Origin of the sequence: Nocardia sp. N2S4-5 (genome assembly GCF_044628355.1) — a bacterium.
In the GTDB taxonomy this organism is placed as follows: domain Bacteria; phylum Actinomycetota; class Actinomycetes; order Mycobacteriales; family Mycobacteriaceae; genus Nocardia; species Nocardia wallacei_B.
On the sequence record NZ_JBIUPM010000001.1, the window covers coordinates 4,101,526 to 4,124,260 of the forward strand.

The window sequence follows — 22,735 nt, forward strand, 5'->3', positions numbered from 1 at the left end:
GGCTAGTCTACATCAAGCGTGCGCCACTCGTCGCCGGTTTAACGTGTTAATATTCGGCTACCAAGATTCGGCAATCAGTGTCAGGCGAGCATCAGAGGTTATTGATCTTCCCATTAACACCGGCGAAATGGGTCTTCAACGCCGCTATTCCTCCCGTTCGGCGGGGCCGCATACACACGGCAGCGGCTCCACCGACAACTGTCGGTGGAGCCGCTGCTGTGGTACTGGCTAACCCGTCAGGTCGTCCACTGTTGGGGACTCGTTGCGGGAGAGGGTGATTCCGAGGTTGGCGGCGGTGCGGTCTACCTCGTCGTCGCTTTGTTGGAGTTGGATGGCGGTGCCGGCGGAGAGGACCTCTACGTTGAGGCAGAGGGACTGGAGTTCCTTGAGGAGGACCTTGAAGGACTCCGGGACGCCGGGCTCGGGGATGTTCTCGCCCTTGACGATTGCCTCGTAGACCTTGACGCGGCCGACGATGTCGTCGGATTTGATGGTGAGCAATTCTTGCAGGGTGTAGGCGGCGCCGTAGGCCTGCATGGCCCAGCACTCCATCTCACCGAAACGCTGACCACCGAACTGCGCCTTACCACCCAGCGGCTGCTGCGTGATCATCGAGTACGGACCCGTCGACCGCGCGTGAATCTTGTCGTCCACCAAGTGATGCAACTTCAAGATGTACATGTAGCCCACCGCCACCGGATACGGGAACGGCTCACCCGAACGACCGTCGAACAATGTCGCCTTGCCGTCGGCCCCGACCATGACCTCACCGTCGCGGTTGGGCAGCGTCGAGCCCAGCAGCCCGGTCAGCTCGTCCTCGCGGGCGCCGTCGAACACCGGGGTGGCGATATTGGTGTCCGGTTCGGCGGACAACAATTCCTCCGGCAGGCGTTGCGCCCAGTCCGGACGCGTGCCGTCGGCGAGCTGAATGTTCCAGCCCGCCTTACCGATCCAGCCCAAGTGGGTTTCCAGGATCTGGCCGATGTTCATACGACGCGGCACACCGTGCGTATTCAGGATGATGTCCACGGGAGTGCCGTCCGGCAGGAACGGCATGTCCTCCTTGGGGAGGATCTTGCCGATCACACCCTTGTTGCCGTGACGACCGGCGAGCTTGTCACCGTCCTGGATCTTGCGCTTCTGGGCGACATACACCCGCACAAGCTCGTTCACACCCGGGGGCAGGTCGTCGTCGTCCTCGCGGGAGAACACCCGGATACCGATCACCTTGCCCGACTCGCCGTGCGGCACCTTCAGCGAGGTATCACGCACCTCCCGCGCCTTCTCACCGAAAATCGCGCGCAACAAACGCTCCTCGGGAGTCAGCTCGGTCTCACCCTTCGGCGTGACCTTACCGACCAGGATGTCACCGTCACGGACCTCCGCACCGATACGAACGATGCCCCGCTCGTCGAGGTCGGCGAGGACCTCGTCGGAGACATTGGGGATGTCACGGGTGATCTCCTCGGCGCCCAGCTTGGTGTCGCGGGCGTCGATCTCGTGCTCCTCGATGTGAATCGAGGTGAGGACGTCCTCCTCCACCAGACGCTGGGACAGGATGATCGCGTCTTCGTAGTTGTGGCCCTCCCACGGCATGATCGCCACCAGAAGGTTCTTGCCCAGCGCCATCTCACCGTTCTCGGTGGACGGACCATCAGCCAGAACCTGACCCTGCTCCACCCGCTGACCCTCGTCCACGATCGGACGCTGGTTGGCGCAGGTGCCCTGGTTGGAGCGCGAGAACTTCCGCATGCGGTAGCTGCGGCGAGTGCCGTCGTCGTGCATGACGGTGATGTAGTCAGCCGAAACCTCTTCGACCACACCGGCTTTCTCGTTCACGACCATGTCGCCCGCATCGACCGCGGCGCGCAGCTCCATACCGGTGCCGACCAGCGGCGACTCGGCACGGATCAGCGGCACGGCCTGCTTCTGCATGTTCGCGCCCATCAGGGCACGGTTGGCGTCGTCGTGCTCGAGGAACGGGATCATCGCGGTCGCCACCGAAACCATCTGGCGCGGCGAGACATCCATGTAGTCGACCTCGTCGACGCTGACCAGCTCGACCTCGGAGTTCTTGCGGCGCACCGGAATACGGCGCTCCAGGAAGCGGCCCTCGGCATCGAGCGGCTCGTTCGCCTGCGCCACCACGTGCAGGTCTTCCTGGTCGGCGGTCAGGTAGACCACCTCGTCGGTCACCTTGCCGTCCACCACTTTTCGATACGGCGTTTCGATGAAACCGAACGGGTTCACCCGCGCGTACACCGACAGATAACCGATCAGGCCGATGTTCGGGCCTTCCGGCGTCTCGATCGGGCACATCCGGCCGTAGTGGCTGTAGTGCACGTCGCGCACGTCCAGACCGGCGCGTTCGCGGCTCAGACCACCCGGACCGAGCGCCGACACGCGGCGCTTCTGCGTCAGGCTGGCGAGCGGATTGCGATGGTCGAGGAAGTTCGACATCTGTGAGGTGCCGAAGAACTCCTTCATCCCCGCGACGACGGGACGGATGTTCATCAGCGTCTGCGGTGTGATCGCCTCGACGTCCTGGGTGGTCATGCGCTCCCGGACCACGCGCTCCATGCGCGACAGGCCGACCCGGAACTGGTTCTGGATCAGCTCGCCGACCGTGCGCAGGCGACGGTTGCCGAAGTGGTCGATGTCGTCCACCTCGACCGGGACCTCGATACCACCGGGCGCGGTCATCGTCCGGTCGCCCGCGTGCAGGCGCAGCAGGTATTCGATGATCGTGACGATGTCTTCCTCGGTGAGCACCCGCGGGCCCGCGGCCTCGCCGGGATGGGTGCCGAGCTTCTTGTTGATCTTGTAGCGGCCGACGCGAGCCAGGTCGTAGCGCTTCTCCTTGAAGAACAGATTCTCCAGCAGAGCCTGCGCCGACTCCTTCGTCGGCGGCTCGCCCGGACGCAGCTTGCGGTACACGTCCAGCAGCGCCTCGTCGGTGCCCGGGGTGTTGTCCTTCTCCAGGGTCGTCATCATGATCCCGGAGAAGCCGAACCGCTCGGTGATCTGTTCGCTGGTCCAGCCGAGCGCCTTGAGCAGCACCGACACTGGCTGCCGGCGCTTGCGGTCGATGCGCACGCCGACGGTGTCGCGCTTGTCGACGTCGAACTCCAGCCACGCGCCGCGCGACGGGATCACCCGTACGGCGTGCAGGTCCTTGTCGGTCGCCTTGTCGGTGGTGCGATCGAAGTAGACGCCCGGGGAACGCACCAGCTGCGAGACGATGACGCGCTCGGTGCCGTTGATGACGAAAGTGCCCATTTCGGTCATCATCGGGAAATCGCCCATGAAGACCGTCTGAGACTTGATCTCACCGGTGTTGTTGTTGATGAACTCCGCGGTGACGAACAACGGCGCCGCGTAGGTCATGTCCTTGTCCTTGCACTCGTCGACGGAGGCCTTGACCTCCTCGAAGCGCGGATCGGACAGCGTCAGCGACATGGTTTCGGCGAAGTCCTCGATGGGGCTGATCTCCTCGAGCACCTCCGCCAATCCGCTGACCGGCGAGGTGCCGCGCGCCTCGGCACGGGCCCGCCAGGCGGGCGCGCCGATCAGCCAGCCGAACGACTCCGTCTGCACGTCGAGGAGGTCGGGGACCTCCAGTGGTTCACGGACTTTCGCGAAAGAGACACGCTTCGGTGCGCCGGGAATGGTCTGATTCGAGACTGCCAAGATGCGTCCTTCGTCACGGTATCTGCTTGACCTGCGGGCGGATTTCACATATCGCGCCGTGCCGGACGCCGTGCCGACCGACTCGACGGCAACACGCGAAAAGCGGCATGCAGACAGTGCCACTTTCCATGGTTGGGCATTTCGAGAGTCGGACAGCACGCGACCCGGCGCGAAGACTCAAATTACACCCAGAATCGGGAGATGTCTAGAGACGCAAAGAAACAAGCACCTGATTTCCGGTGCCTTCCCATATTCATAATGGCATCGCACCGTGCGATCCGTCAAGTCGCGGGATCGGCCCTGTGACGAGCGACGTACTCATCGATCTCGGCAAGGTACCGCTCGCGCCGTGCCGGCGTAATCCAGGAGGCGCGGAACGAGTTTCGGGCCAGCTCGGCCAGCTGCTCCCGGCTCAGTCCGGCCTGTTCGGCCAGGGCCGTGTAGTTCTCGGCAGCGTACGCGCCGAAATAGGCGGGGTCGTCGCTGTTCACCGTGACGGTCACACCGCGCTCCAGCAGCCCGGTGATCTCGGCCGATTTCATCTGCGCGGTGACGAACGAGTTGGAGACCGGGCAGCAGGTGAAGGCGATGCCCTTGGACCTCGCGAACTCCACCAGGCGCTCGTCCTCGACGATGTTGGTGCCGTGGTCGATTCGGTCCACGGCGATGTCCTCGAGCGCCTGCCGGATGTGTTCGAGAGAGTTCTGCTGATCAATGTCGCAGTGCATGGTCAGCTGGAAGCCCTCGCGCCGCGCGCGCTCGAAGACGGCGGCGAACTTGCTCGGCGGGTTGCCGCGCTCGTCGGAGTCCAGGCCGACGCCGATGATCCAACTCCGGTACGGCAGCGCCTCCAGCAAGGTGGCCATCGCGTATTCGGCGGAGTGGTCGCGCAGGAAACACAGGATCAGCTCGGCCGAGATGCCTACCTCGCGGTGCGCCCGCACGATCGCCGAGCGGTAGCCGCCGATCACCGTGTCGAAGGGGACGCCGCGGCCGGTGTGGGCCTGCGGGTCGAAGAACATCTCGACGTGCCGCACGCCTTGGGCGTGTGCCCGGAGCAGGTATTCGTAGGCGAGGTCGTGGAAGTCCGGCGCGCGCTGCAGGACCCGCATGGCCGGGTAGTAGACCTGCAGGAAGGACGTCAGGTCGTGGAAGTCGTAGGTCTGCTTCACCTCGTCCACCGTGCGTTCGGGCAGCTCCACACCGTTGCGCCGGGCCAGCCGGAATTTCAGCTCCGGCTCCAGCGTGCCCTCGAGGTGCAGGTGCAGTTCGGCCTTGGGCAGTCCGCGCACGAAGGCGGCCAGGTCGCTCGACATACCTCCATGATCACCCCGCGCCCCGTGTTTCGCGCGCAAATAGCGGCGTGCCGCATAGGACCGAAACTGTCCTATATCCCGATCAGGATGGGTTCATGACGGAACTCACGCGACGTGCGCTGAACCGGACACTGCTGACCCGGCAGTTCCTGACCGAGCGGGTGACGATGCCCGCGCTGGAGGTGATCCGCCATCTGGTCGCGGTGCAGGGGCAGGAGCCGAACTGGCCGTATGTCGGGCTGTGGACGCGGCTTCGGGGCTTCCGGCACGACGAGCTGGAGGGTTTGCTGCGGGATCGGAAGGTGGTGCGGTCCACCATGATTCGCCGCACCGTGCATCTGTCCACGGCGGAGGATTTCCGCTGGTTGCAGCCGACGGTGCGGCCGGCCGTCGAGTCGCTGCTGCGGTCGGCGTACTTCCGCGACGAGATCGCGGGACTGGATCTCGGTGAACTGGCCGCCGCGGGAAGGGATTTGCTGACCGGCGCCACGCCCACCCGGCGGGAGCTGGGCAAGGTGCTGGCCGAACGGTTTCCGCGGCGGCATCCGGGACGGCTCGCCCAGTCGGTCGGGCTGCTGATGCCCCTTGTGCACGTGGGTGATTCGGGCGCGTGGGGTGGCTGGCGCACCCGGTACGTGTCGGTCGCGCTCGCGGAGGAATGGATCGGTGAGTCCCTGGAACGGCTGCCGCAACCGGAGACGATGGTGCTGCGATATCTCGCGGCGTTCGGTCCGGCGACCGTCGCGGATGTGCAGGCCTGGTCGGGCGTCACGCGGCTGGCGGAGGTCGTGGAGCGGTTGCGGCCACGGCTGCGGATCGTCCGAGACGAGGACGGTCGCGAGCTGTTCGACCTGCCCGGGGCGCCACTGGCCGACCCGGAGTTGCCGGTGCCGGTGCGTTTCCTGCCCGCCTTCGACAACGCGCTCCTCGGGCATCGGGATCGGCGGCGCGTCATCAGCGACGAGGACCGTACGCGCATCGCCAAGGTGGCCTCGGCGGGCGTGCCGATGTACCTCGTCGACGGATTCGTCCACGGCCGTTGGGATTTGAGCGGTTCGACGCTGCGCATCACCCCGTGGCATCCGCTGTCGGCCACCGACGAGGAAGCCGTGCGCGCGGAGGCGGCGCAGTTGCTGCCGTTCCTGTTGCCCGGAGGCGGCGAGATCGCGCTGACACCGGCCTGAGCGGACGCAGATCACCCCGGCACGGCGAGGACTGCCGCGCCGGCCCGGATTGTGTCCGCTCAGGCCGGATGCCCTGTGGCCTTCATGACGTGGCGCGATACGACATGCTTCATCTACTATTTACGTACGTAGATAGTAGATTGCTCAACGGCGAGCAGAGAGGCGAGAGTCATGGCATATGTTCCTCGCGCAACGTTCACACTCACCGCGATTGCCGCGGTGATCGTCGGAGGGGTCGGCCTGGGGACAGGGTCGGCCGCGGCGGATTCCCACACGTCCACGGTCCACCCCGCGGCGGCCTGCGCCTGGGACGGCGCCGCGCATCACCCCGGCGCGACCGTGGTCGCGGGTGGCCGCGAGTATCGTTGCGGGGCAGACAGTCTCGGTGCACCGTACTGGTTCGCCGGAGCCTCGACCGATCGCCTCGACACCGTCGCCAACCCGGGTGCCCGCACCGATCCCGCCGGACGGTTCAGCGCCGGGGCTCGCCAGCCCGGCACCTCGTACAACGACTACTGCAGCGGCAACCAGCTGATCCCCGGCACCGAGGACATCTACCAGGTGGTCCGGGCCGCCGACGGGCGGCTGTTCTGGAAGGCCGCCGGGCCCGTAGCGGGCTGGCACTTCGGCGCGGGAACGGCCCGCCCCGAAGCGACGTGGCGCACCGCCTCGCTCTGCTACGACGGCAACATGGCCTGATCGCCTACTCGGCGAGCACGATTCAGCTCGCCGAGTAGCCGCCAGGTTCGGCGCTGGTCCTCGGAGGTGGTCAGGCCGGTCTGCGAGAAGACCACATCGGTCGCGCCCGCGGCGAAGTATTCCTCGACGCGGGCGGCGATGTGCTCCTCGTCGCCGATAACGACCAGGTCGGCGGCACGGGAGACGCCGGAGAGGCCGATCATGCGGGTGTAGGACGGGATGGAGTCGTAGAAGGCCGTCTGCTCGGCCGCCGCCTCGCGGGCTCGGTCGACATCAGCGGTGACGACTCCGGGAACCAGCACGACCGTGCGCGGGCGGTTCCGCCCGGCCCGCGCCGCGGCGCGCTCGATCGGGGCGACGACGTGTTCGGCCAGTGCCCGCGGACTCACCAGAAAGGGCAGCGTGCCGTCGGCCAGTTCGCCGGTGGCCCGCAGGGCCTGTGGTCCCATGGCCGCCACCAGGATCGGCACCCGCGGCGCGGCGCCGGCGACCGCGGCGGGCATGGGGTTCGCCGCCGTTATCGTCTCACCCTGGAAATCGACTGTGCCGGTGTCGAATACGGAGTTCAGCACGGTGACGAATTCGCGCAGGCGGGCGATCGGGCGCGCGAAGCCGGTCCCGAAGACCTGTTCGGTGGTGGCCGCGGTGCCGAGCGCCAGCCCGAGCATGAAACGCCCGCCCGTCGCCGCCTGCGCGGTCTGGGCCTGGCTCGCGACCAGCAGCGGATGGCGGCCCGAGATCGGCACGGCGGACGTGCCCACCTCGATACCCGGCACCTCCCGCCCCACCACGGCGGACACCAGCACGGCGTCGTGCGAGAAACCCTGCCCGAACCACAGCGAACTCAGCCCCGCCCCGGCCGCCTCCCGGCCGATGGCGACGGCCGCATCCACCGCATTGCCGGTGGCATCGAGCGCGAACGGCGATACCGCAATTCCAATGCTCACCCCAGGCCCAACCCCCGCCGCGAGCGAACCGATTCCCCCATGGCCGTTTTCCGCTCAATCGGCGCCTTCGCGGTTTTCCAGGCCGACCGCGGCGAGCAGTTCGCGGCGGTCCTGCTGGAGTTCGGGGTTGTCGGTGCCGACGGCCTGCATCAGGTCGGCGAGGCCGTCGGCGATCGCGTTGAGTTTCTGCTGGACGGCGGCGTCGGCGCGGCGCTGGGTGTTCTGCAGGAGGGCGACGAGGAGGAAGGTGATGACCGTCGTCACCGTGTTGATGATCAGCTGCCAGGTGTCGAGATCGGTCAGGAGAATCGTGGGCGCCCAGAGGACGACGATGAGCGCGCAGGCGGTGAAGAACCACGCCTGCGAGACGCGATCCGCGACGACGGTCGCGAAGCGGTCGAACACCGACCGGTCGTCACCTACCTGGCTCGGCAGCACGGCCTGATCGCCCCGAGAGTTGTTGTCGGACATCGTCCCTCCTGCTCGGGGCGGGTTTCGCGGCCCCAATCCGCACTTCGCTGAGCGCTGACGAGATACCCGCGCAGTGGGTCGCGAAACGCCCGTCAGTTGCTCCGGGTGTGCCCGAGATGCACCGCATTTGGCGCCCCGCTAGTTTCGTGGAGAACATTCACTCGGATCGGCGATCCCGGTCCGCCCGCAGCACCGCCTGATGGAGGAAAACCGTGCGCATCCTGCTGGTCGCCAGCGCATTCAACAGTCTCACGCAGCGGGTGCACACCGAGCTACGGGAACGCGGGCACCGAGTCGGCGTCGAACTGGCGCTGGGCGACGATCTGCTGCGCGCGCGGGTGAGCCATTTTCGGCCGGACCTGATTCTGGCTCCGATGCTCACTTCGGCGATTCCGGAGGACATCTGGACTGCCTATCCCGTCCTGATCGTGCATCCGGGTCCCAAGGGCGACCGTGGACCGTCCTCGCTGGACTGGGCCATTCGGGAGGGCGCTCCGGAGTGGGGCGTCACCGTGTTGCAGGCGGTCGCGGAGATGGATGCCGGGCCGATCTGGGCCTCCGAGCCCTTCCCGGTCGCGGTGTGCGGCAAGAGCGAGCTGTATCGCAACGAGGTCTCCGACGCGGCCGTGCGCGCGGTGCCGCTCGCCGTCGAGCGCTTCGCCGACAGCCGGTTCATGCCCGAACCGCTCGACTACAGCCGCCCCGACGTGCGCGGACAGCTGCGGCCCTACCACGCCCAGGAATACCGCCGCATCGACTGGTCGGCCGACGACACCGCCACCGTGCTGCGCCGACTGCGCGCCGCCGACTCCCAACCGGGCGTGCTGGACGAGCTGTTCGGGCGGCAGTACTTCCTGCACGGCGGGCACAACGAGGATCGGCTGCGCGGCTTCCCCGGCTCGGTGATCGCGACTCGCGACGGCGCGATCTGCCGGGCCACCGTCGACGGGGCGGTGTGGCTGCCGCAGTTGCGGCCGCGGCGCACGCCGGGCGGACCGGCCACGTTCAAGCGGCCCGCGGTCGACGAGCTGGGCCCCGAGTTGCTCGCCGGAGTTCCGGAGGTTCCGGTGACGCCGTTCGAGGCGGCCACCCGGGACACCTGGTCGGAACTGCGGTACCGCGAGCACGGCGAGGTCGGCTATCTGGAGTTCGCGTTCGCGGGCGGTGCGATGAGTACCGATCAGTGCCGCCGGCTGCTGGCCGCCTACCGTCAGGCCGCGCAACGGCCGGTGGCCGTGCTGGTGCTGGGTCCGCCGCGAGACTTCTTCTCCAACGGCATCCATCTCAATGTCATCGAGGCGGCGGACGATCCGGCCGAGGAGTCCTGGTACAACATCAACGCGATGAACGACCTGGTCGAGGCGATCCTGACCACCACAGACAAGCTGGTCATCTCGGCCCTGGCGGGCAATGCGGCCGCGGGCGGGGTGATGCTGGCGCTGGCCGCCGACGAGGTGTGGTGCCGCGAGTCGGTCGTGCTGAATCCGCACTACCGGCTGATGGGACTGCACGGGTCGGAGTACTGGACCTACACGCTGCCGCGGCGGGTCGGCAGCGAGGTCGCCGACCGGCTCACCCGCGAGACGCTGCCGGTCGGGGCCCGGCGCGCGGCGGCGATCGGCCTGGCGGACCGGGTGGCCCCGGGCAGTGCCGAGGAGTTCCGGGCGTGGGTGCGCGGAGAGGCCGAGGCGATGGCCGCGGCGCCGGAGCTGGCGGACCGGTTGGTCGCGAAGAAGCAGCGCCGCGCCGCGGACGAGGCCGCGAAGCCGCTGTCTGCCTACCGGGATTACGAACTGGCGCAAATGCGCCAGAACTTCTACGGCGAGCACGAGCCCTACCACCGGCTACGCCGAAACTTCGTGCACAAGGTACGTCCGCAGGTGACACCGACGCACCTACTAGCCTGAGCCGCTGATCCAGCGGCACGAAGCTTTCACAATGCAATCCCCAACCCGCACCGGATTGAACTATCGTCCGGTCACGGATTGATAACTGCTGTTGCCATTGGAGAACATCGCCGTGCTCGAGCTCGACCATTTCAACCATGGGTTGCTGACACCCATTCTCGCGTATCTCATGTCTTTCATCGGCTCTGTGCTCGGCCTTCGCTGTGCCGTCCACGCCCGATCGTCGCGGTGGCCGGGCGGCTGGCTCGTCGCCGCTGCGGTGGCGCTGGGTGGTTGCGGCATCTGGGTCATGCACTTCACCGCCATGCTCGGTTTCTCCATTCAGGGCATGACCGTTCGCTACGACATTCCGATGACGTTGCTCAGCGCGGCCATCGCGATCGTGGTGGTGTGGATCGGGCTGTCCATCGTGGTGCGGGTGCGGCGGGAGATCCTGGCGCTACCGATCGGCGGCGCGGTCACCGGCGTGGGCGTGGCGGCCATGCACTACCTCGGGATGTCCGCGATGCACGCGGGCGCGCACGTGGAGTACGGCATGGGGCTGGTGACGCTGTCGGTCGTGATCGCGGTGGTCGCGGCGACGGCTGCGCTGTGGTTCATGCTGCACGTGCACGGCTTCGGCGCGACTCTCGGCGCGGCGGTGATCATGGGTCTGGCGGTGTGCGGCATGCACTACACCGGCATGGCGTCCATGAGCGCGCATCGCGGTGATCATGCCGTGGGCGGCAGCGGTGTGGAGCCGGTGGAACTGCTCACTCCGCTGATCATGACGGTCACGCTGGTGACCATGATGCTGATCGTGCTGGTCGGCCTCGCCGAGGTGGACGCACCGTCGCGGCGCGAGGCCGACGCGCTGGAGCAGGAGCCCGAGCTGGCCGACAGCGGACGCAGCTGGCCGCGCCTCGACCCCTTCTCCGACGCGCCGAGCCAGCCCGTCCGCGCGCCCCGGCCACCGCAGCAACAGCAGCAATCCGTCCCCACCTCGGTCAGCCTGCGGGCCGCCAGCAACCGAGCCGCCGACAATCAGCCCGGCTTCGGCGCACCCCACCCCAACCGCCGCGCCTGACCACCCTTGCCGGTCGGCCGGTGAACCGACCGACCGGCAAGGGATGCGGTGGAACCCGCCGACCGGCGAGGGAAGGTGCCGGTCGGGCGATGCGGCTCTGGCCTAGTCGTGGACTGTCAGGACCGTTCCCGCGGCGACGGTGCGGCCGCCCTCGCGGACGGCGAAGCCGAGGCCGGGTTCGAGGGGGATCGGGTGGCCGAGGGTGACGGTCAGTTCGACCGTCGACCCCGGAGTTACCACCTGGGTGTCGAGGGTGACGTCGCCGACGACGTCGCCCGTGCGGATGTAGAACTGCGGGCGGTAGCCGGTGGTGATCGGCGTGCGCCGGCCGCCCTCCGCCGCCGACAGCAGGTGCATCCGGGCGGTGAACCGAGTGTGCACGCGCACGCTGCCGACCGCCGCGACCACCTGGCCGCGCCGCACCTGGGACCGTTGCACGCCACGCAGCAGCAGCGCGACGTTGTCCCCGGCTTCCGCGGATTCCATGGTGCGGCCGAAGGTTTCGACCCCGGTCACCACCGACTCCAGCGCGCCGTCGTAGCCGAGGATCTCGACCCGGTCGCCCATCCGGACCCGGCCGCGCTCCACCGCGCCGGTGACCACCGTGCCGCGGCCGGTAATGGTGAGCACGTTCTCGACCGGCAGCAGGAACGGCGCGTCGGTGTAGCGCACGGGGGTAGGGATGTAGGCGTCGACCGCGTCCAGCAGGCGCAGCAACTCACCTACCCAGTGCGGGTCGCCCGCCAGTGCCCGCAGTCCCGACACCGGCACCACCGGCGCACCGGAACCGTCGAAACCGTTGGCGCTCAACAGATCCCGGACTTCGAGTTCGACCAGTTCCAGCAGTTCGGGGTCGGCGCCGTCGGCCTTGTTCAAGGCCACCACGACGTGCTCGACACCGACCTGCCGGGCCAGCAGCACATGTTCGACGGTCTGCGGCATCACGCCGTCGTGCGCCGACAACACCAGGATCGCGCCGTCCAGCTGGGCCGCGCCGGTGATCATGTTCTTCACGAAGTCGGCGTGGCCCGGCATGTCGACATGCGCGTAATGCCTTGCGGCCGTCTCGTATTCGACATGCGCGATATTGATCGTGATGCCGCGCGCGGCCTCCTCCGGCGCGCGGTCGATGCGCTCGAACGGCACGAAGGAAGCACCGCCGCGGGCGGCCAGCACCTTGGTGATGGCGGCCGTCAGCGTGGTCTTGCCGTGGTCGACGTGGCCCATGGTGCCGATGTTCAGGTGCGGCTTGGTGCGGACGAAGGCCTGCTTGGCCATGATGAAACTCTCCCTGGGAGTTGCGAATCGGAACCTCGCGCGCCGAGCCACCTTCCCCGGCCGAGGTCCCGGGGACATCCCGGGGAAGGTCAGCGTCGGGCGCCGTCGAATGCGGATGCGACCGCCAGGGCAGCAGCCATCGCGCCCGCGACCGCGGGCGATGCGACGATGGACTGCCGGAACATGCGAATCATGGTGCCCGGCGCGGGCCCACCCGCGCCACCGGTTTTCGGCGAGCACGACGGCCCGGACCCGCCCGGTGGCGGCGACCCGGGCGGGCTGTGCTGGAATCAGAGGGAACGGCGTGATGGACAGCGACAACGAAAGTCACTCGTAATGCGCATGGTGTGGCGGCGGCAGAGGCCGACGGACGACGACTACGGGCTGCTGGTGACCGTGGCGACGGTCTTCGACGAGACCACGGCCGGTGATGTGGCGCGGCTGCTGCGCGAGCACGGCATCCGGTCCACCCGGGGCCGCGCCGGCCGCGCCCGCAATCGCATGCGCATCCTGGTCTTTCCCGAGGACGCCCGGCGCGCCTACGACGTGCTGTTCCTGCACACCAGCTGACCGGCCGTTCCTATGCGCCCCAACCCTATCCACGTGCCCGATGCGGTGCTGGACGACCTGCGGCACCGGCTCGAACTCACCCGGTGGCCCGACGATGTGGGCAACGAGGATGGGTACTACGGGGTCAACCGCCGCTATCTGGAGCGCCTGGTCGACTACTGGCGCAGCGGCTTCGACTGGCGCGCGGCCGAGGCACGGATCAACGCGTACGAGCACTACCGCGTCGAGATCGACGGCGTGCCGGTGCATTTCATGCGCAAACCGGGAGTCGGCCCCGCCCCCACGCCGCTGATCCTGACCCACGGCTGGCCGTGGACGTTCTGGCATTGGGCCAAGGTGATCGATCCACTGGCCGACCCCGGCGCGCACGGCGGCGATCCGGCCGAAGCGTTCGATGTCATCGTCCCGTCGTTCCCCGGCTTCGGGTTCTCCACACCGCTGACCGATCACCCCGATATGAACTTCTGGAAGGTCGCCGATCTCTGGCATGTCCTGATGACCGAGACCTTGGGGCACAGCCGGTATGCCGCCGCGGGATGTGACGTGGGGGCGCTGGTCACCGGTCAGCTGGGGCACAAGTACGCCGACGAACTGTTCGGCATCCACATCGGGTCGGGTTTGAAGTTGACGTTGTTCAACGGCGACCGGGCGTGGGATTACAGTGGCGGACAACCTATTCCGGACGGCCTGCCCGCCGAGGTCCACGCCCGCGTCGTCGAATTCGATCGCCGCTTCGCCGTCCATCTGGCCGCGCACGTGCTCGATTCCAGCACGCTGGCCGTCGGGCTGTCCGACTCACCCGCCGGGCTGCTCGCGTGGATTCTGCGCCGGTGGCAGAGCTGGAGCGACAACGGTGGTGACCTGGAATCGGTATTCGGCGCGGACGATCTGCTCACGCACGCCACGATTTTCTGGGCGACGAACTCGATCGGCACCTCGATACGCACCTACGCCAACAACAATCGTTACCCGTGGACGCCGTCGCACGATCGGTGGCCGGTGGTGGAAGCGCCGACCGGCATCACCTTCGTCGCCCACGAGAACCCGCCGGGCGTCGGGACCGACCGCCGTGTCGAGCACTTCCTCGCCGACTCGCGCGCGAGTTGGTACAACCTGGTCAACGTCACCGCCCACGATCGCGGCGGTCATTTCATACCCTGGGAGATCCCGGACGAATGGGTCGACGATCTGCGGCGTACCTTCCGCGGACGGCGCTGAGCCGGGCGCACACGACGGTTTCATCGCGGGCCTCAGAAGCGCCGGGCGCCGCTGGCGGGCATCTCGGACAGGTCCGTCATCTGCACGCCCGTGCTGTTGGTTCCCGCGTGGATGACCTTCCCGTCGCCGGCGTAGAGGGCCGAGTGGCCGCCGCCGTAGAACGACACCATGTCACCGGGTTCCAGCTCGTCCATGTCCACCGGGGTCCCTGCGGAGAGCTGCTCGTAGCTGGTGCGCGGCACGTCGACGCCGGCCTGCCCGTAGGACCACTGCACCAGGCCGGAGCAGTCGAAGGAGTCGGGGCCGGCGGCGCCGTAGCCGTAGGCCGCGCCGATCTTCGATTCCGCCGCTTCGACGGCCATTTCACCGCGGGTCTTCTCGGGTATCACGGGCACGTCCGCCGCCTCCGGCACGCGGGGCGCGGGCAGCAGCGCCCGGAAATCGATGCCCGGAATGACGGACTGCAATTGATTCACGATTCCGGTGACGGCCGCCTCCGAATGCGGCGCGACCTTCGGCGCCGCCGGCTCGACGGCGGGCACGGTCTCCGGAATTTCCGCCGGTGCCTGAATTTCGATCGGTACCTCGATCGACCCGATACCCGGAACGGATATCTGCTGCGCCGAGGCCTGGCCCGTGGTCAGTAGGAGTGCTCCGAATGCTCCGAATACCACCGCCGCGGCCGCCGTCAGCCACCAGAACAGGCGCCGCGTGTTGCGGGTATATCGGACTTCGTCGGTTCCTGCCATGATGCGGTCCTCCGATCCTCTCGTCGAGACTCCGGTGGCGACGCCGTATTGCGTCGGCCGGGCCCTCGAACAGATTCGAAAAGTTCGCGTCTTTCATGTCAGTCCAGCCGGATCCGAGGTGTCATGATTCGCCCGCATTCATATGAATGCAAGCAGATAAGCAGACAAATGCGATAACAAGAAGATAAACAATAGAAAACCGTTAGATCTCGAAGAAATGCCCCGCGGCGGATTCATATATTCGCCGCGGGGCATTTCCGATCGAGGCTCAGGCCGTGATCTGCTGCTCGATCCGCTCGGCCATGTCGCGCAGCCGGGCCGCGAATTCCCGGGCCGCGCCGGGGTCACCGGTGGAGCTGCGAACCACCCGGCGGGTCAGGGCGGCGAGCCGGGACTCCACGGTGCTGAACAGATCGACCGGACGGTCGGCGGCCCGCTCCTGGCTCATCTCGCCGCGCAACCACGCTTGCAGGCGCTGCACGGCCAGGTCCTTGTCGAAGCGTTCCGGCAGCACCGCCGCCGCCTCCCGCAGCTTGCCCGCGGTGATCTTCACCTCGTCGGCGGCCAGGGTGGCGTAGACGGTCACGGCCGCCTCCTCGCCGTGCTCGGCCGCCACCGGCAGCAGTTCCCGGATCTGGCCCTCGTTGATGCCCGGGGCCATCGGGTGCAGCTTGGCGGCCAGCGGCCAGGCGCGAATCAGCTTGTGGGCGTAGGAGCGCTGCATCTCCCAGCGCTGCTCGACATAGTCGTCGAAGGTGCCGTACTCGCTGCGGTACAGCCGCCCGTCGCGGACGATCTGCAGCGCCCGGCCCGCCGCCCAGAACGCCAGCCGCAGCGTGCCGATCGAGGATTCGCACGCCGACAGCTGTACCTGCTCGTGTTCGCTGAGCGGGCCGTCGCCGGGTGCGGGCAGCGGCATCGTCAGCACGTTCGCGGCCGGATCCGAGGGCACCACCGACAGATTCCGCGCCGAGCGCCGCCACTCCGCGTCGCGCAGCGGCGAGACGGGCGGGGTGTGCTCGGCGGTGTCGGCCAGCGGATTGACGGCGACGGCGGCATTGCCGGATTTGGCGCCGATCACGGATTTCCTGCGTTGCGGAGGCATCAGGCGGGCACCCCCAGCGCGACGCGATAGGGACTCACCAATTCGTCACCCACCTGCCGGTATTCGCCCAGATCGTGCAGTGGATTCTCGGCCCCCTCGCCGACTTCCCCATCGGCGGCTTCCCGATACCACTTCCAGGCGCTCAGATACGAGCCGAACACCTCGTAACCGGCGTCCTCCAACTGCGCCCGCTGGGTGCGATATTCGGTGGAGACGTTGACGCCCTTCTTCATCGTCACCGGAACCTTCGTCATCAGGACCCGGACCCGGATCTCGCGGGCCGCGTCGACGGCCGCCTCCTCGGCGGCCCGATAGGTACTGGGCACTCGCTTCACCTCCGAGGGACTCACGCTCGTCAACAGGACGAGCTCGTCGGTCGAGGGAATCGCGGCCTTGAAGATCTCCGCCGATTCGCCTCCGGCATCCACGATGATCACGTCGTAGTTCGCGGCATTGTCGGCGATGCAGTCGTCGACGTGCCGGGACGGAAACGCGATCAGCGTGAAGGGCACATCCACTTCTCCTTTCTGCAGCCGCCGATACCAGGAATAGCCGGTCTGGCTCAGCGGGTCGGCATCGATGACCAGCACTCGCAACTCGTGTTCGAGGGCGAAGTAACCGGCGAGAAAAAAGGCGGAGGTGGTTTTCCCGACGCCGCCTTTCAGATTCCCCAGGGTGACTACCAAGGGTTTCGGCAGATCCAGTGATGCAGCGGAATTCGTCACGGACGGTCCTCCTTGCATGAGGAGAGCAACACTGTGCGTCGCTCAGTGTTACACGCATGTAAGTCGAACGCGGAGATTTGGCGGTGGGACGCGGTGTGTCCAATTGGACACAGGACGCTACAGTGATCACCGTGCACCGAATCTTCGTAGTCACGCCGCCCCCCGCCGCCTGAGCGGGGCGGTTTGCCGGCCGGTAGGCCATCGAGACATCTGCCCCGCGTCGTCGTCATGTCTTCCTTCGACGCAGGAGCACCTTTTCATGTCTGTCGACATCGTCGCGCCCGCGCGCGACCGTTCGGCGGCGGCACTGATCGCCGCCGGAATCCTCTGGGGCACGGGCGGACTCGCCGGGTCTCTGCTCGCGGACCGGGCCGGTCTGCGGCCGCTGTCCGTGGCCACCTATCGACTGTTGCTCGGCGGCGGCCTCGCGGTCGCACTGCTCGCCGTGACCGGCGGGTTGCGCGGGGTGCCGCGCACCCGGGCCGTGGGGCGGCGGGTACTGGTCACCGGCGGCCTGCTGGGCTGCTATCAGGCCAGTTATTTTGTTGCGGTGCAACATATTTCGGTCAGCTTGGCCACGATGGTGACAATCGGGACGCTGCCCGTGTTCGTCGCCCTCGGCGCGGCGGTGCGCGACCGCCGCGTACCGGGCCGGGCCGCGCTGCTCGCGATCGCCCTCGCGGTGAGCGGGCTCGTCCTGCTCACGTGGTCACCCGGCGGCGCCGCGAGCGGCTGGACGTTGGCCGCCGGGGTCGGCACGGCATTGCTCGCCGCGGCGGGTTCGCCCTCATGACCCTGATCACCGCGACGCCCGTCGCGGGTCTGGATCCCTTGCGCACCACCGCTTTCGGCATGCTCACCGGCGGCGTACTGCTCACCCCGGCGGCGCTGGCGTCCGGGATGGCGCTGCCGCTGCGGCCCGATGTGCTACTCACGGCCGCCTATCTGGGCAGCGCGCCGACGGCACTCGCCTACACCGCATATTTCCGCGGATTGCGCACTGCCGCACCGGTTCTCGCGGCACTGGCGGCCCTCCTCGAACCACTCACCGCCGCCCTGCTGTCGGCATTGCTCCTCGGTGACCGGCTCAGCGGCCCGGGATGGTGCGGCGCGGCCCTGTTGATCACCGCCCTGGCCATCAGCTACCGGCGGTGAGGCCACGCGGCGCGCCGCCCTCAGCGGGACGTGGTGGTCTCCGAGGTCGGCTCGCCGCCGGTGGCCAGCACCGAGTGGCGTCGGCTGTAGGCGAAATAGATGATCAGGCCGAGTACGAACCACACCCCGAAACGGGCCCAGGTCTCCGGCTTCAGGTAGGTGATCAGCCAGAGCGAGAAGCCGATGCCGACCAGTGGGACGATTGGCATCAGCGGGGTGCGGAAGCCGCGGGGCAGGTCGGGCCGACGGTAGCGCAGCACGATCACGGCCGCGCACACCACCACGAAGGCCAGCAGAATCCCGATGTTGGTCAGCTCGGCCGCCTCCCCGATCGGAAGGAAGCCCGCGATCAGCGCCGACACCGAGCCCGCGATCCAGGTGATCCGGGTCGGCACGTGCCGGGTCGGGTGCGTCTTGGCGAACCACCTGGGCAGCAACCCGTCCCGGCTCATCGAATACCAGATCCGGGTGACGCCGAGCATGAAGGTGAACAGCACGGTCATGATGCCGACGATGGCCCCGGCCGCGATCAGGCTGCCCAGGCCGGGCAGGCCGACCGATTCGAAGGCCGAGGACAGCCCGCTCTTCGGGTTGATCTCGGTGTAGTGCTGCATGCCCGTCAAGACCAGGCACACCAGCACGTACAGCACCATCGAGACGGCCAGCGACAGCAGGATCGCCTTGGGCAGATGACGTTTGGCGTCCACCGACTCCTCGGCCGCCGTCGACATCGCGTCGTAGCCGAACACGGCGAAGAAGACCGTCGACGCACCGGTCACCGCGCCGCCGAACCCGAACGGGAAGTACGGGGTGTAGTTACCGCTGTCGAGGTAGAACGCGCCGACCACGATCACCACCAGCACCACGACGACCTTGATCACGACCACCACGGTCTCGAACCGCGCCGCCGCCTTGATGCCCCGGTTCAGCAGGAACGCGATCAGCAGGCACAGCAGCGCGGCGAAGAGGTCGACGTAGTGCCCGTCGCCGGTGCCGGGCGCGCCGAGCATCCAGTCCGGCAGCGCGATGTCGAGCTGCTCGAGCAGGAACGAGATGTAGCCGGAGATGCCGATGGCCACCACCGCGACGATGGCGGTGTACTCCAGCAGCAGATCCCAGCCGATCAGCCAGCCCACCGGTTCGCCGAGCACCGCGTAGCCGTAGGTATAGGCCGATCCGGCCTTCGGGATCAGGCCCGCGAACTCGGCGTAGGACAGCGCGGCCGCGGCGCTGGCGACGCCCGCGATGAGGAACGAGATGAGCACCGCGGGACCGGCGGTGTCGTGGGCGACCGACCCGGCGAGCGCGAAGATCCCGGCCCCGATGATGCCGCCGACTCCGATGGCGGTCAGCTGCCACAGGCCCAGGGCCCGCTGCAGTCCGCCGGCGGGTTCGTCCTCGATCAGCTCGATGGGTTTGCGCCGGAAGAGGTCACGCATCGCTGGGCTCGCCGGCATGTGTCTGCTCCTTGCACTACCTGATCGGGGTACTGTAAATGTGAGCGATAACAACGCCATTGTCCAGCATCAGCCGATCCGCCCAACACCTTCCGCCACCGGCGCGAGGGCGACGGTGATGTTGTCGGCGCCGCCGGAGCGCACCGCGTAGTCGGTCAGATCCTGTGCGGCGCGGCGCGGGTCGGCCGCGGTCGCCACGGCGGCGAGACCCTCGGCGTCGGGCAGGTAGTTCCACATCCCGTCGCTGCACAGCAACAGCACGCCGGGACCACGCACGCGCAGCGAGTGCACGGGAGTCTCGGCGGGGACGTGCTCGGAATCCGCGCCGAGCCAGCGCATCAGCACGTGCGCGCGGGGATCGCGCATCGCGGCTTCCTCGTCCACGCCGCTCGCGACCAGCAGTTGCGCAAAGGAGTCGTCGGAGGTCAGCCGCCGCGAGGATGTGCCGGTCTCGTCGGCGCTGAGCCAATAGGCCCGGCTGTCACCGACATTCGTCACCGTGATCGCGCATTCGCCGTCACGGCCCGGCCGCAGCACCGCCGACACGTACGTGCACGACGGGGAGTGCCCGTCGCCCACGGACAGGCCGCGCACGGCCGCGAAGGCCGCCTCCAGCCCCTGGAGCAGCGCCTCCTCGGCCGTGCGGCCGGCCGCCAGCGCGGCCAGGCAGGCGGAGACGCCGCTGCGGACGGCAGCGCCCGCGGCGACCTGCGGATCGTCGGAGGTCGAGACGCCGTCGGAGACCGCGAGCACGATCGCCGGTCCGTCCGGCCGCTCGAGTACCGCCGCCGCGACGGCATCCTCGTTGCGCGCGTGCACGATTCCGCGATCGGTGACCAGGTGCACCGCGTCCAGGTCGGCCGCCCCGCGATCGGTCTCCAGCTCGGCGAGGGTCAGTACTTTCACCGCATACCCACCTATCCGCTGTAGCGCGGGGCCGGCGCCCCCGCGGATGGTCCGAGCGCACCGAGGTGGGCGGCGTACAGACGCTGCCAGGTGCCGTCGGCGCGGATCCGGTCGAGCACGCCGTTGACGAAGCGGACCATGTCGTCCTGGCCCTTCGGTACGCCGACCGCGTAGTTCTCGAAACCCAGTGGGTCACCGACGACTTGGAGGTTGGAGTCCTGTTCGGCCAGTCCGACCAGGATGGACTCGTCGGTACTGATCGCGTCCACCTGACCCTGCTGCAACGCGACCAGGCAGTCGGTCCAGTTGTCCACGCCCAGCACCTTGGGGCGGTTCGGCAGGGTGAACAGCGGACCGGAGGAGGTGGCGCCGAAGGTGACACACACCCGCTTGCCCGCGAGATCGGGCAGCGCGCGGATAACGGCGGTGCGGGGTGCCAGAATGCGTTGCGCCCCTTTGTAATACACGGCCGAGAAGGCGACCTCGCGGCGGCGCTCGCAGGTCACCGAGAAGGTCCGGGCCACGAGGTCGACCTGGTTGTTCTGCAAGGCGGGCAGCCGTTCCGCGGTGGACACCGAGCGCAGTTCGATGCGATCCGGATCGCCGAACAGGTCGCGGGCGATCTCGCGGGCCAGATCGATGTCGAAGCCTTCCAGCTGACCGGTGGCCGGATCACGGAAGCCGAACAGGTAGGTGTTCTGGTCGACGCCCACCGTCACCCGGCCCTTCTGCACGATGCGGGCCATCGTCGAACCCGGCGGCATCGCACCGGGATTGGGCTGCGGGCCGGGTCGCAGGCTCGCCTCGGCATCGCAGCTGCGGTCGGCCCCAGGGGGCGTGGTGATCTCACGTGCCTTGGGCGGCAACGGATTCACCGCGACCGCCGGGCCGGAGCGTGGCACGGCCGGATCCGCGCCACAGGCCGCCAGTACGGCGATCGACGCGACCACCAGTCCCGCGCGCAGCACCCGTGTGTTCACAGGAACTCCTTCAGCCGCGGCCACAATCCGGTGACGACGACGCCGGCCGCGACCACCAGCAACACCAATGTGCCTGCCGCGCCGCCGATCCACGCGTCGCCCGCGCCGTCGATCTGATCGCGCAGCTGTGCCCGCGTCCGCTCGAGCCCCTCGCGCAGCGAGGTGTCCAGCTGAGCGAAGCGCTGGGCCGACGACTCCGGGCCGGAGCCGATCGCTTGCTCCACCGCTGCCGGGTAGTTCGCGGAGTTGTAATGCTCGAGTTGCCGCTCGTGCCCGCCGGTCCATTGCGAGAACTGTTGCCGCATCGGCGAATCCGCGCCCACGACACTGGACAGCTCGGCGTCGAGCTGCGCCGTCTTGGTCTTGAAGTCCTCCTCGGTCTCCTTGGTATCGCCGCGGGTGATCAACTCGAGGGTCTCGTCGGTGCGGGCCTGCTGAGCGAGAATCCTTGCCTGCGCGAGGTTCTCGCTGTGCGCCGTGGGACCGCCGCCGCCCGTGTCGATCGCCTCGTTCGAGATGACGGTCGCCAGCACGATCCACAGCAGTGCCAGCGCCGCCGCGCCCGCTCCGGCCGCGAGGCCCGGATTGAACAGCCGGTTGGTGCGCCGCACCAGCATTCGCGACGCGACCACCGCACCGGCCAGCGTGAGTATCAGCAACACCAGTGCCGCCCACGGCGGGCCGGTGACGGCGCGCTGGTCGGCACGCAGCGCGGCGTGGCGCTGCTCGGTGAGCCGGGCGGCGCTGGGCAGCAGCGAGTTCTGCATCAGGCCCGAGGCCTCGCGCAGGTAGGCCGAGCCGACCGGGAAGCCCTGCCGGTTGTTCGCCCGCGCGGACTCCACCAGGCCGGTGTACACCGGGAGATCGGCCGAGATGCGCGCGACGACCTCGCGGGTCTGCGCGTCGCCCCCGCCCGCGGTGGCCGTGGCCAGCGCGTCGGCGGTGTCGGCGAGGGCCTGCTGATATTGCCCGCGGATCCGCGGTGATTCGATGCCGCCGGTGAGGAACGCGGTAGCGGCCGAGGCGTCGGCGGCGGACAGCGCCACGTACAGCCGCTGCGCCGCGTCGGCCAGCGGCTCGGAGCGTTGCAGCGCCGCGTCGCGCCGGGCGGTCTTGGCGCTCAACTCGTTCGCGCAGACCAGGCCGGAGAGCAGGCACAGCACGACGGCCGCGACGGCGATCACGACGATCGCGCCAGGGGTCGTCGCGGCGAAGCGCCGCAACCATTCCGCACCGTTGCGGACCGGCGCCGGTAGGCGAAGTCCCACACTCCCCTCCCCCTCGGTCCACCAGGAGTTCCGATCGCGATCGT

The 22,735-nt window shown here is 68.2% G+C and carries 20 protein-coding genes; 8 read left to right on the plus strand and 12 right to left on the minus strand.

The features are described 5' to 3' along the window. Nucleotides 1–228: 228 nt before the first annotated feature. Nucleotides 229–3,690, minus strand: coding sequence for a DNA-directed RNA polymerase subunit beta (locus tag ACFMRZ_RS18700; protein WP_400180158.1), 3,462 nt, complete (start codon nt 3,688–3,690; stop codon nt 229–231). Nucleotides 3,691–3,971: 281 nt separating this feature from the next. After that, nucleotides 3,972–5,006, minus strand: coding sequence for an adenosine deaminase (gene add, locus ACFMRZ_RS18705; protein WP_400180159.1), 1,035 nt, complete (start codon nt 5,004–5,006; stop codon nt 3,972–3,974). Between the two features lie 95 nt (nt 5,007–5,101). Between add and ACFMRZ_RS18710 the strand changes: the two genes are divergently transcribed. Then, on the plus strand, nt 5,102–6,190 hold the full coding sequence (locus ACFMRZ_RS18710) for a winged helix DNA-binding domain-containing protein (protein WP_400180160.1): 1,089 nt from the start codon (nt 5,102–5,104) through the stop codon (nt 6,188–6,190). A 171-nt stretch (nt 6,191–6,361) separates the two neighbouring features. Further along, nucleotides 6,362–6,889: a hypothetical protein gene (locus ACFMRZ_RS18715; protein WP_400180161.1), complete on the plus strand. Its 528-nt coding sequence runs from the start codon at nt 6,362–6,364 to the stop codon at nt 6,887–6,889. Here ACFMRZ_RS18715 and ACFMRZ_RS18720 read toward each other — a convergent pair. Continuing rightward, nucleotides 6,868–7,836, minus strand: coding sequence for a TIGR03564 family F420-dependent LLM class oxidoreductase (locus tag ACFMRZ_RS18720; RefSeq protein ID WP_400180162.1), 969 nt, complete (start codon nt 7,834–7,836; stop codon nt 6,868–6,870). The two genes, ACFMRZ_RS18715 and ACFMRZ_RS18720, sit on opposite strands and share 22 nt — an antisense overlap. A gap of 54 nt (nt 7,837–7,890) precedes the next feature. Beyond that, nucleotides 7,891–8,307: a low affinity iron permease family protein gene (locus ACFMRZ_RS18725; protein ID WP_280273348.1), complete on the minus strand. Its 417-nt coding sequence runs from the start codon at nt 8,305–8,307 to the stop codon at nt 7,891–7,893. Between the two features lie 212 nt (nt 8,308–8,519). Here ACFMRZ_RS18725 and ACFMRZ_RS18730 point away from each other — a divergent pair, with 212 nt between their 5' ends. Next, a complete protein-coding gene (locus tag ACFMRZ_RS18730; protein WP_400180163.1) occupies nt 8,520–10,214 on the plus strand; it encodes a hydrogenase maturation protein in 1,695 nt (564 codons plus the stop codon). Between the two features lie 112 nt (nt 10,215–10,326). Beyond that, nucleotides 10,327–11,280, plus strand: a complete 954-nt coding sequence (locus ACFMRZ_RS18735; RefSeq protein ID WP_400180164.1) for an MHYT domain-containing protein — start codon at nt 10,327–10,329, stop codon at nt 11,278–11,280. 102 nt (nt 11,281–11,382) lie between these two features. On the opposite strand, the gene tuf is transcribed toward ACFMRZ_RS18735, so the two are convergent. Beyond that, nucleotides 11,383–12,558 carry an elongation factor Tu gene (gene tuf, locus ACFMRZ_RS18740; protein WP_400180165.1) on the minus strand — a complete coding sequence of 392 codons (1,176 nt, stop codon included), beginning with the start codon at nt 12,556–12,558 and terminating at the stop codon, nt 11,383–11,385. Between the two features lie 336 nt (nt 12,559–12,894). On the opposite strand from tuf, the gene ACFMRZ_RS18745 reads away from it, so the two are divergent. Next, on the plus strand, nt 12,895–13,128 hold the full coding sequence (locus ACFMRZ_RS18745) for a hypothetical protein (protein WP_280273344.1): 234 nt from the start codon (nt 12,895–12,897) through the stop codon (nt 13,126–13,128). Between the two features lie 12 nt (nt 13,129–13,140). Beyond that, the gene (locus ACFMRZ_RS18750; RefSeq protein WP_400180166.1) at nt 13,141–14,346 is read left to right on the plus strand and encodes an epoxide hydrolase family protein; all 1,206 of its coding nucleotides are present in this window, start codon (nt 13,141–13,143) and stop codon (nt 14,344–14,346) included. 32 nt (nt 14,347–14,378) lie between these two features. Here the strand turns inward: ACFMRZ_RS18750 and ACFMRZ_RS18755 are convergent, their stop codons facing one another. The 3 genes from ACFMRZ_RS18755 to ACFMRZ_RS18765 all read right to left on the minus strand — a co-directional run bounded on the left by ACFMRZ_RS18755 (nt 14,379) and on the right by ACFMRZ_RS18765 (nt 16,925). After that, nucleotides 14,379–15,095 (minus strand): C40 family peptidase, encoded by a 717-nt coding sequence (locus tag ACFMRZ_RS18755; protein ID WP_400180167.1) that lies wholly within the window; start codon nt 15,093–15,095, stop codon nt 14,379–14,381. Nucleotides 15,096–15,363: 268 nt separating this feature from the next. Further along, nucleotides 15,364–16,200 carry a hypothetical protein gene (locus ACFMRZ_RS18760; protein ID WP_280273341.1) on the minus strand — a complete coding sequence of 279 codons (837 nt, stop codon included), beginning with the start codon at nt 16,198–16,200 and terminating at the stop codon, nt 15,364–15,366. After that, on the minus strand, nt 16,200–16,925 hold the full coding sequence (locus ACFMRZ_RS18765) for a ParA family protein (RefSeq protein WP_280256225.1): 726 nt from the start codon (nt 16,923–16,925) through the stop codon (nt 16,200–16,202). Before ACFMRZ_RS18765 ends, ACFMRZ_RS18760 begins: the two co-directional genes overlap by 1 nt. 259 nt (nt 16,926–17,184) lie before the next feature. Here ACFMRZ_RS18765 and ACFMRZ_RS18770 point away from each other — a divergent pair, with 259 nt between their 5' ends. Further along, entirely contained in the window at nt 17,185–17,718 is a 534-nt protein-coding gene (locus tag ACFMRZ_RS18770; protein ID WP_400180168.1) for an EamA family transporter, read from the plus strand. After that, the gene (locus ACFMRZ_RS18775) at nt 17,715–18,080 is read left to right on the plus strand and encodes an EamA family transporter (RefSeq protein WP_400180169.1); all 366 of its coding nucleotides are present in this window, start codon (nt 17,715–17,717) and stop codon (nt 18,078–18,080) included. The genes ACFMRZ_RS18770 and ACFMRZ_RS18775 overlap by 4 nt, the downstream gene beginning before the upstream one ends. Nucleotides 18,081–18,100: 20 nt before the next feature. On the opposite strand, the gene ACFMRZ_RS18780 is transcribed toward ACFMRZ_RS18775, so the two are convergent. From ACFMRZ_RS18780 to ACFMRZ_RS18795, 4 genes are all read right to left on the minus strand, one after another. Next, the gene (locus ACFMRZ_RS18780; RefSeq protein WP_400180170.1) at nt 18,101–19,537 is read right to left on the minus strand and encodes an amino acid permease; all 1,437 of its coding nucleotides are present in this window, start codon (nt 19,535–19,537) and stop codon (nt 18,101–18,103) included. 69 nt (nt 19,538–19,606) lie between these two features. Next, on the minus strand, nt 19,607–20,443 hold the full coding sequence (locus ACFMRZ_RS18785) for a PP2C family protein-serine/threonine phosphatase (protein ID WP_400180171.1): 837 nt from the start codon (nt 20,441–20,443) through the stop codon (nt 19,607–19,609). A gap of 11 nt (nt 20,444–20,454) precedes the next feature. After that, the gene (locus ACFMRZ_RS18790; protein WP_400180172.1) at nt 20,455–21,423 is read right to left on the minus strand and encodes a glutamate ABC transporter substrate-binding protein; all 969 of its coding nucleotides are present in this window, start codon (nt 21,421–21,423) and stop codon (nt 20,455–20,457) included. Beyond that, nucleotides 21,420–22,691: a hypothetical protein gene (locus tag ACFMRZ_RS18795; protein WP_400180173.1), complete on the minus strand. Its 1,272-nt coding sequence runs from the start codon at nt 22,689–22,691 to the stop codon at nt 21,420–21,422. The genes ACFMRZ_RS18790 and ACFMRZ_RS18795 overlap by 4 nt, the downstream gene beginning before the upstream one ends. Between the last annotated feature and the right edge of the window lie 44 nt (nt 22,692–22,735).

Coding starts and splice junctions, on each gene's coding strand:
- add (WP_400180159.1), bottom strand. CDS start 5,006: ATGTCGAGCGACCTGGCCGCCTTCGTGCGCGGACTGCCCAAGGCCGAA.
- ACFMRZ_RS18710 (WP_400180160.1), top strand. CDS start 5,102: ATGACGGAACTCACGCGACGTGCGCTGAACCGGACACTGCTGACCCGG.
- ACFMRZ_RS18715 (WP_400180161.1), top strand. CDS start 6,362: ATGGCATATGTTCCTCGCGCAACGTTCACACTCACCGCGATTGCCGCG.
- ACFMRZ_RS18725 (WP_280273348.1), bottom strand. CDS start 8,307: ATGTCCGACAACAACTCTCGGGGCGATCAGGCCGTGCTGCCGAGCCAG.
- tuf (WP_400180165.1), bottom strand. CDS start 12,558: ATGGCCAAGCAGGCCTTCGTCCGCACCAAGCCGCACCTGAACATCGGC.
- ACFMRZ_RS18745 (WP_280273344.1), top strand. CDS start 12,895: ATGCGCATGGTGTGGCGGCGGCAGAGGCCGACGGACGACGACTACGGG.
- ACFMRZ_RS18750 (WP_400180166.1), top strand. CDS start 13,141: ATGCGCCCCAACCCTATCCACGTGCCCGATGCGGTGCTGGACGACCTG.
- ACFMRZ_RS18755 (WP_400180167.1), bottom strand. CDS start 15,095: ATGGCAGGAACCGACGAAGTCCGATATACCCGCAACACGCGGCGCCTG.
- ACFMRZ_RS18760 (WP_280273341.1), bottom strand. CDS start 16,200: ATGCCTCCGCAACGCAGGAAATCCGTGATCGGCGCCAAATCCGGCAAT.
- ACFMRZ_RS18770 (WP_400180168.1), top strand. CDS start 17,185: ATGTCTGTCGACATCGTCGCGCCCGCGCGCGACCGTTCGGCGGCGGCA.
- ACFMRZ_RS18775 (WP_400180169.1), top strand. CDS start 17,715: ATGACCCTGATCACCGCGACGCCCGTCGCGGGTCTGGATCCCTTGCGC.
- ACFMRZ_RS18780 (WP_400180170.1), bottom strand. CDS start 19,537: ATGCCGGCGAGCCCAGCGATGCGTGACCTCTTCCGGCGCAAACCCATC.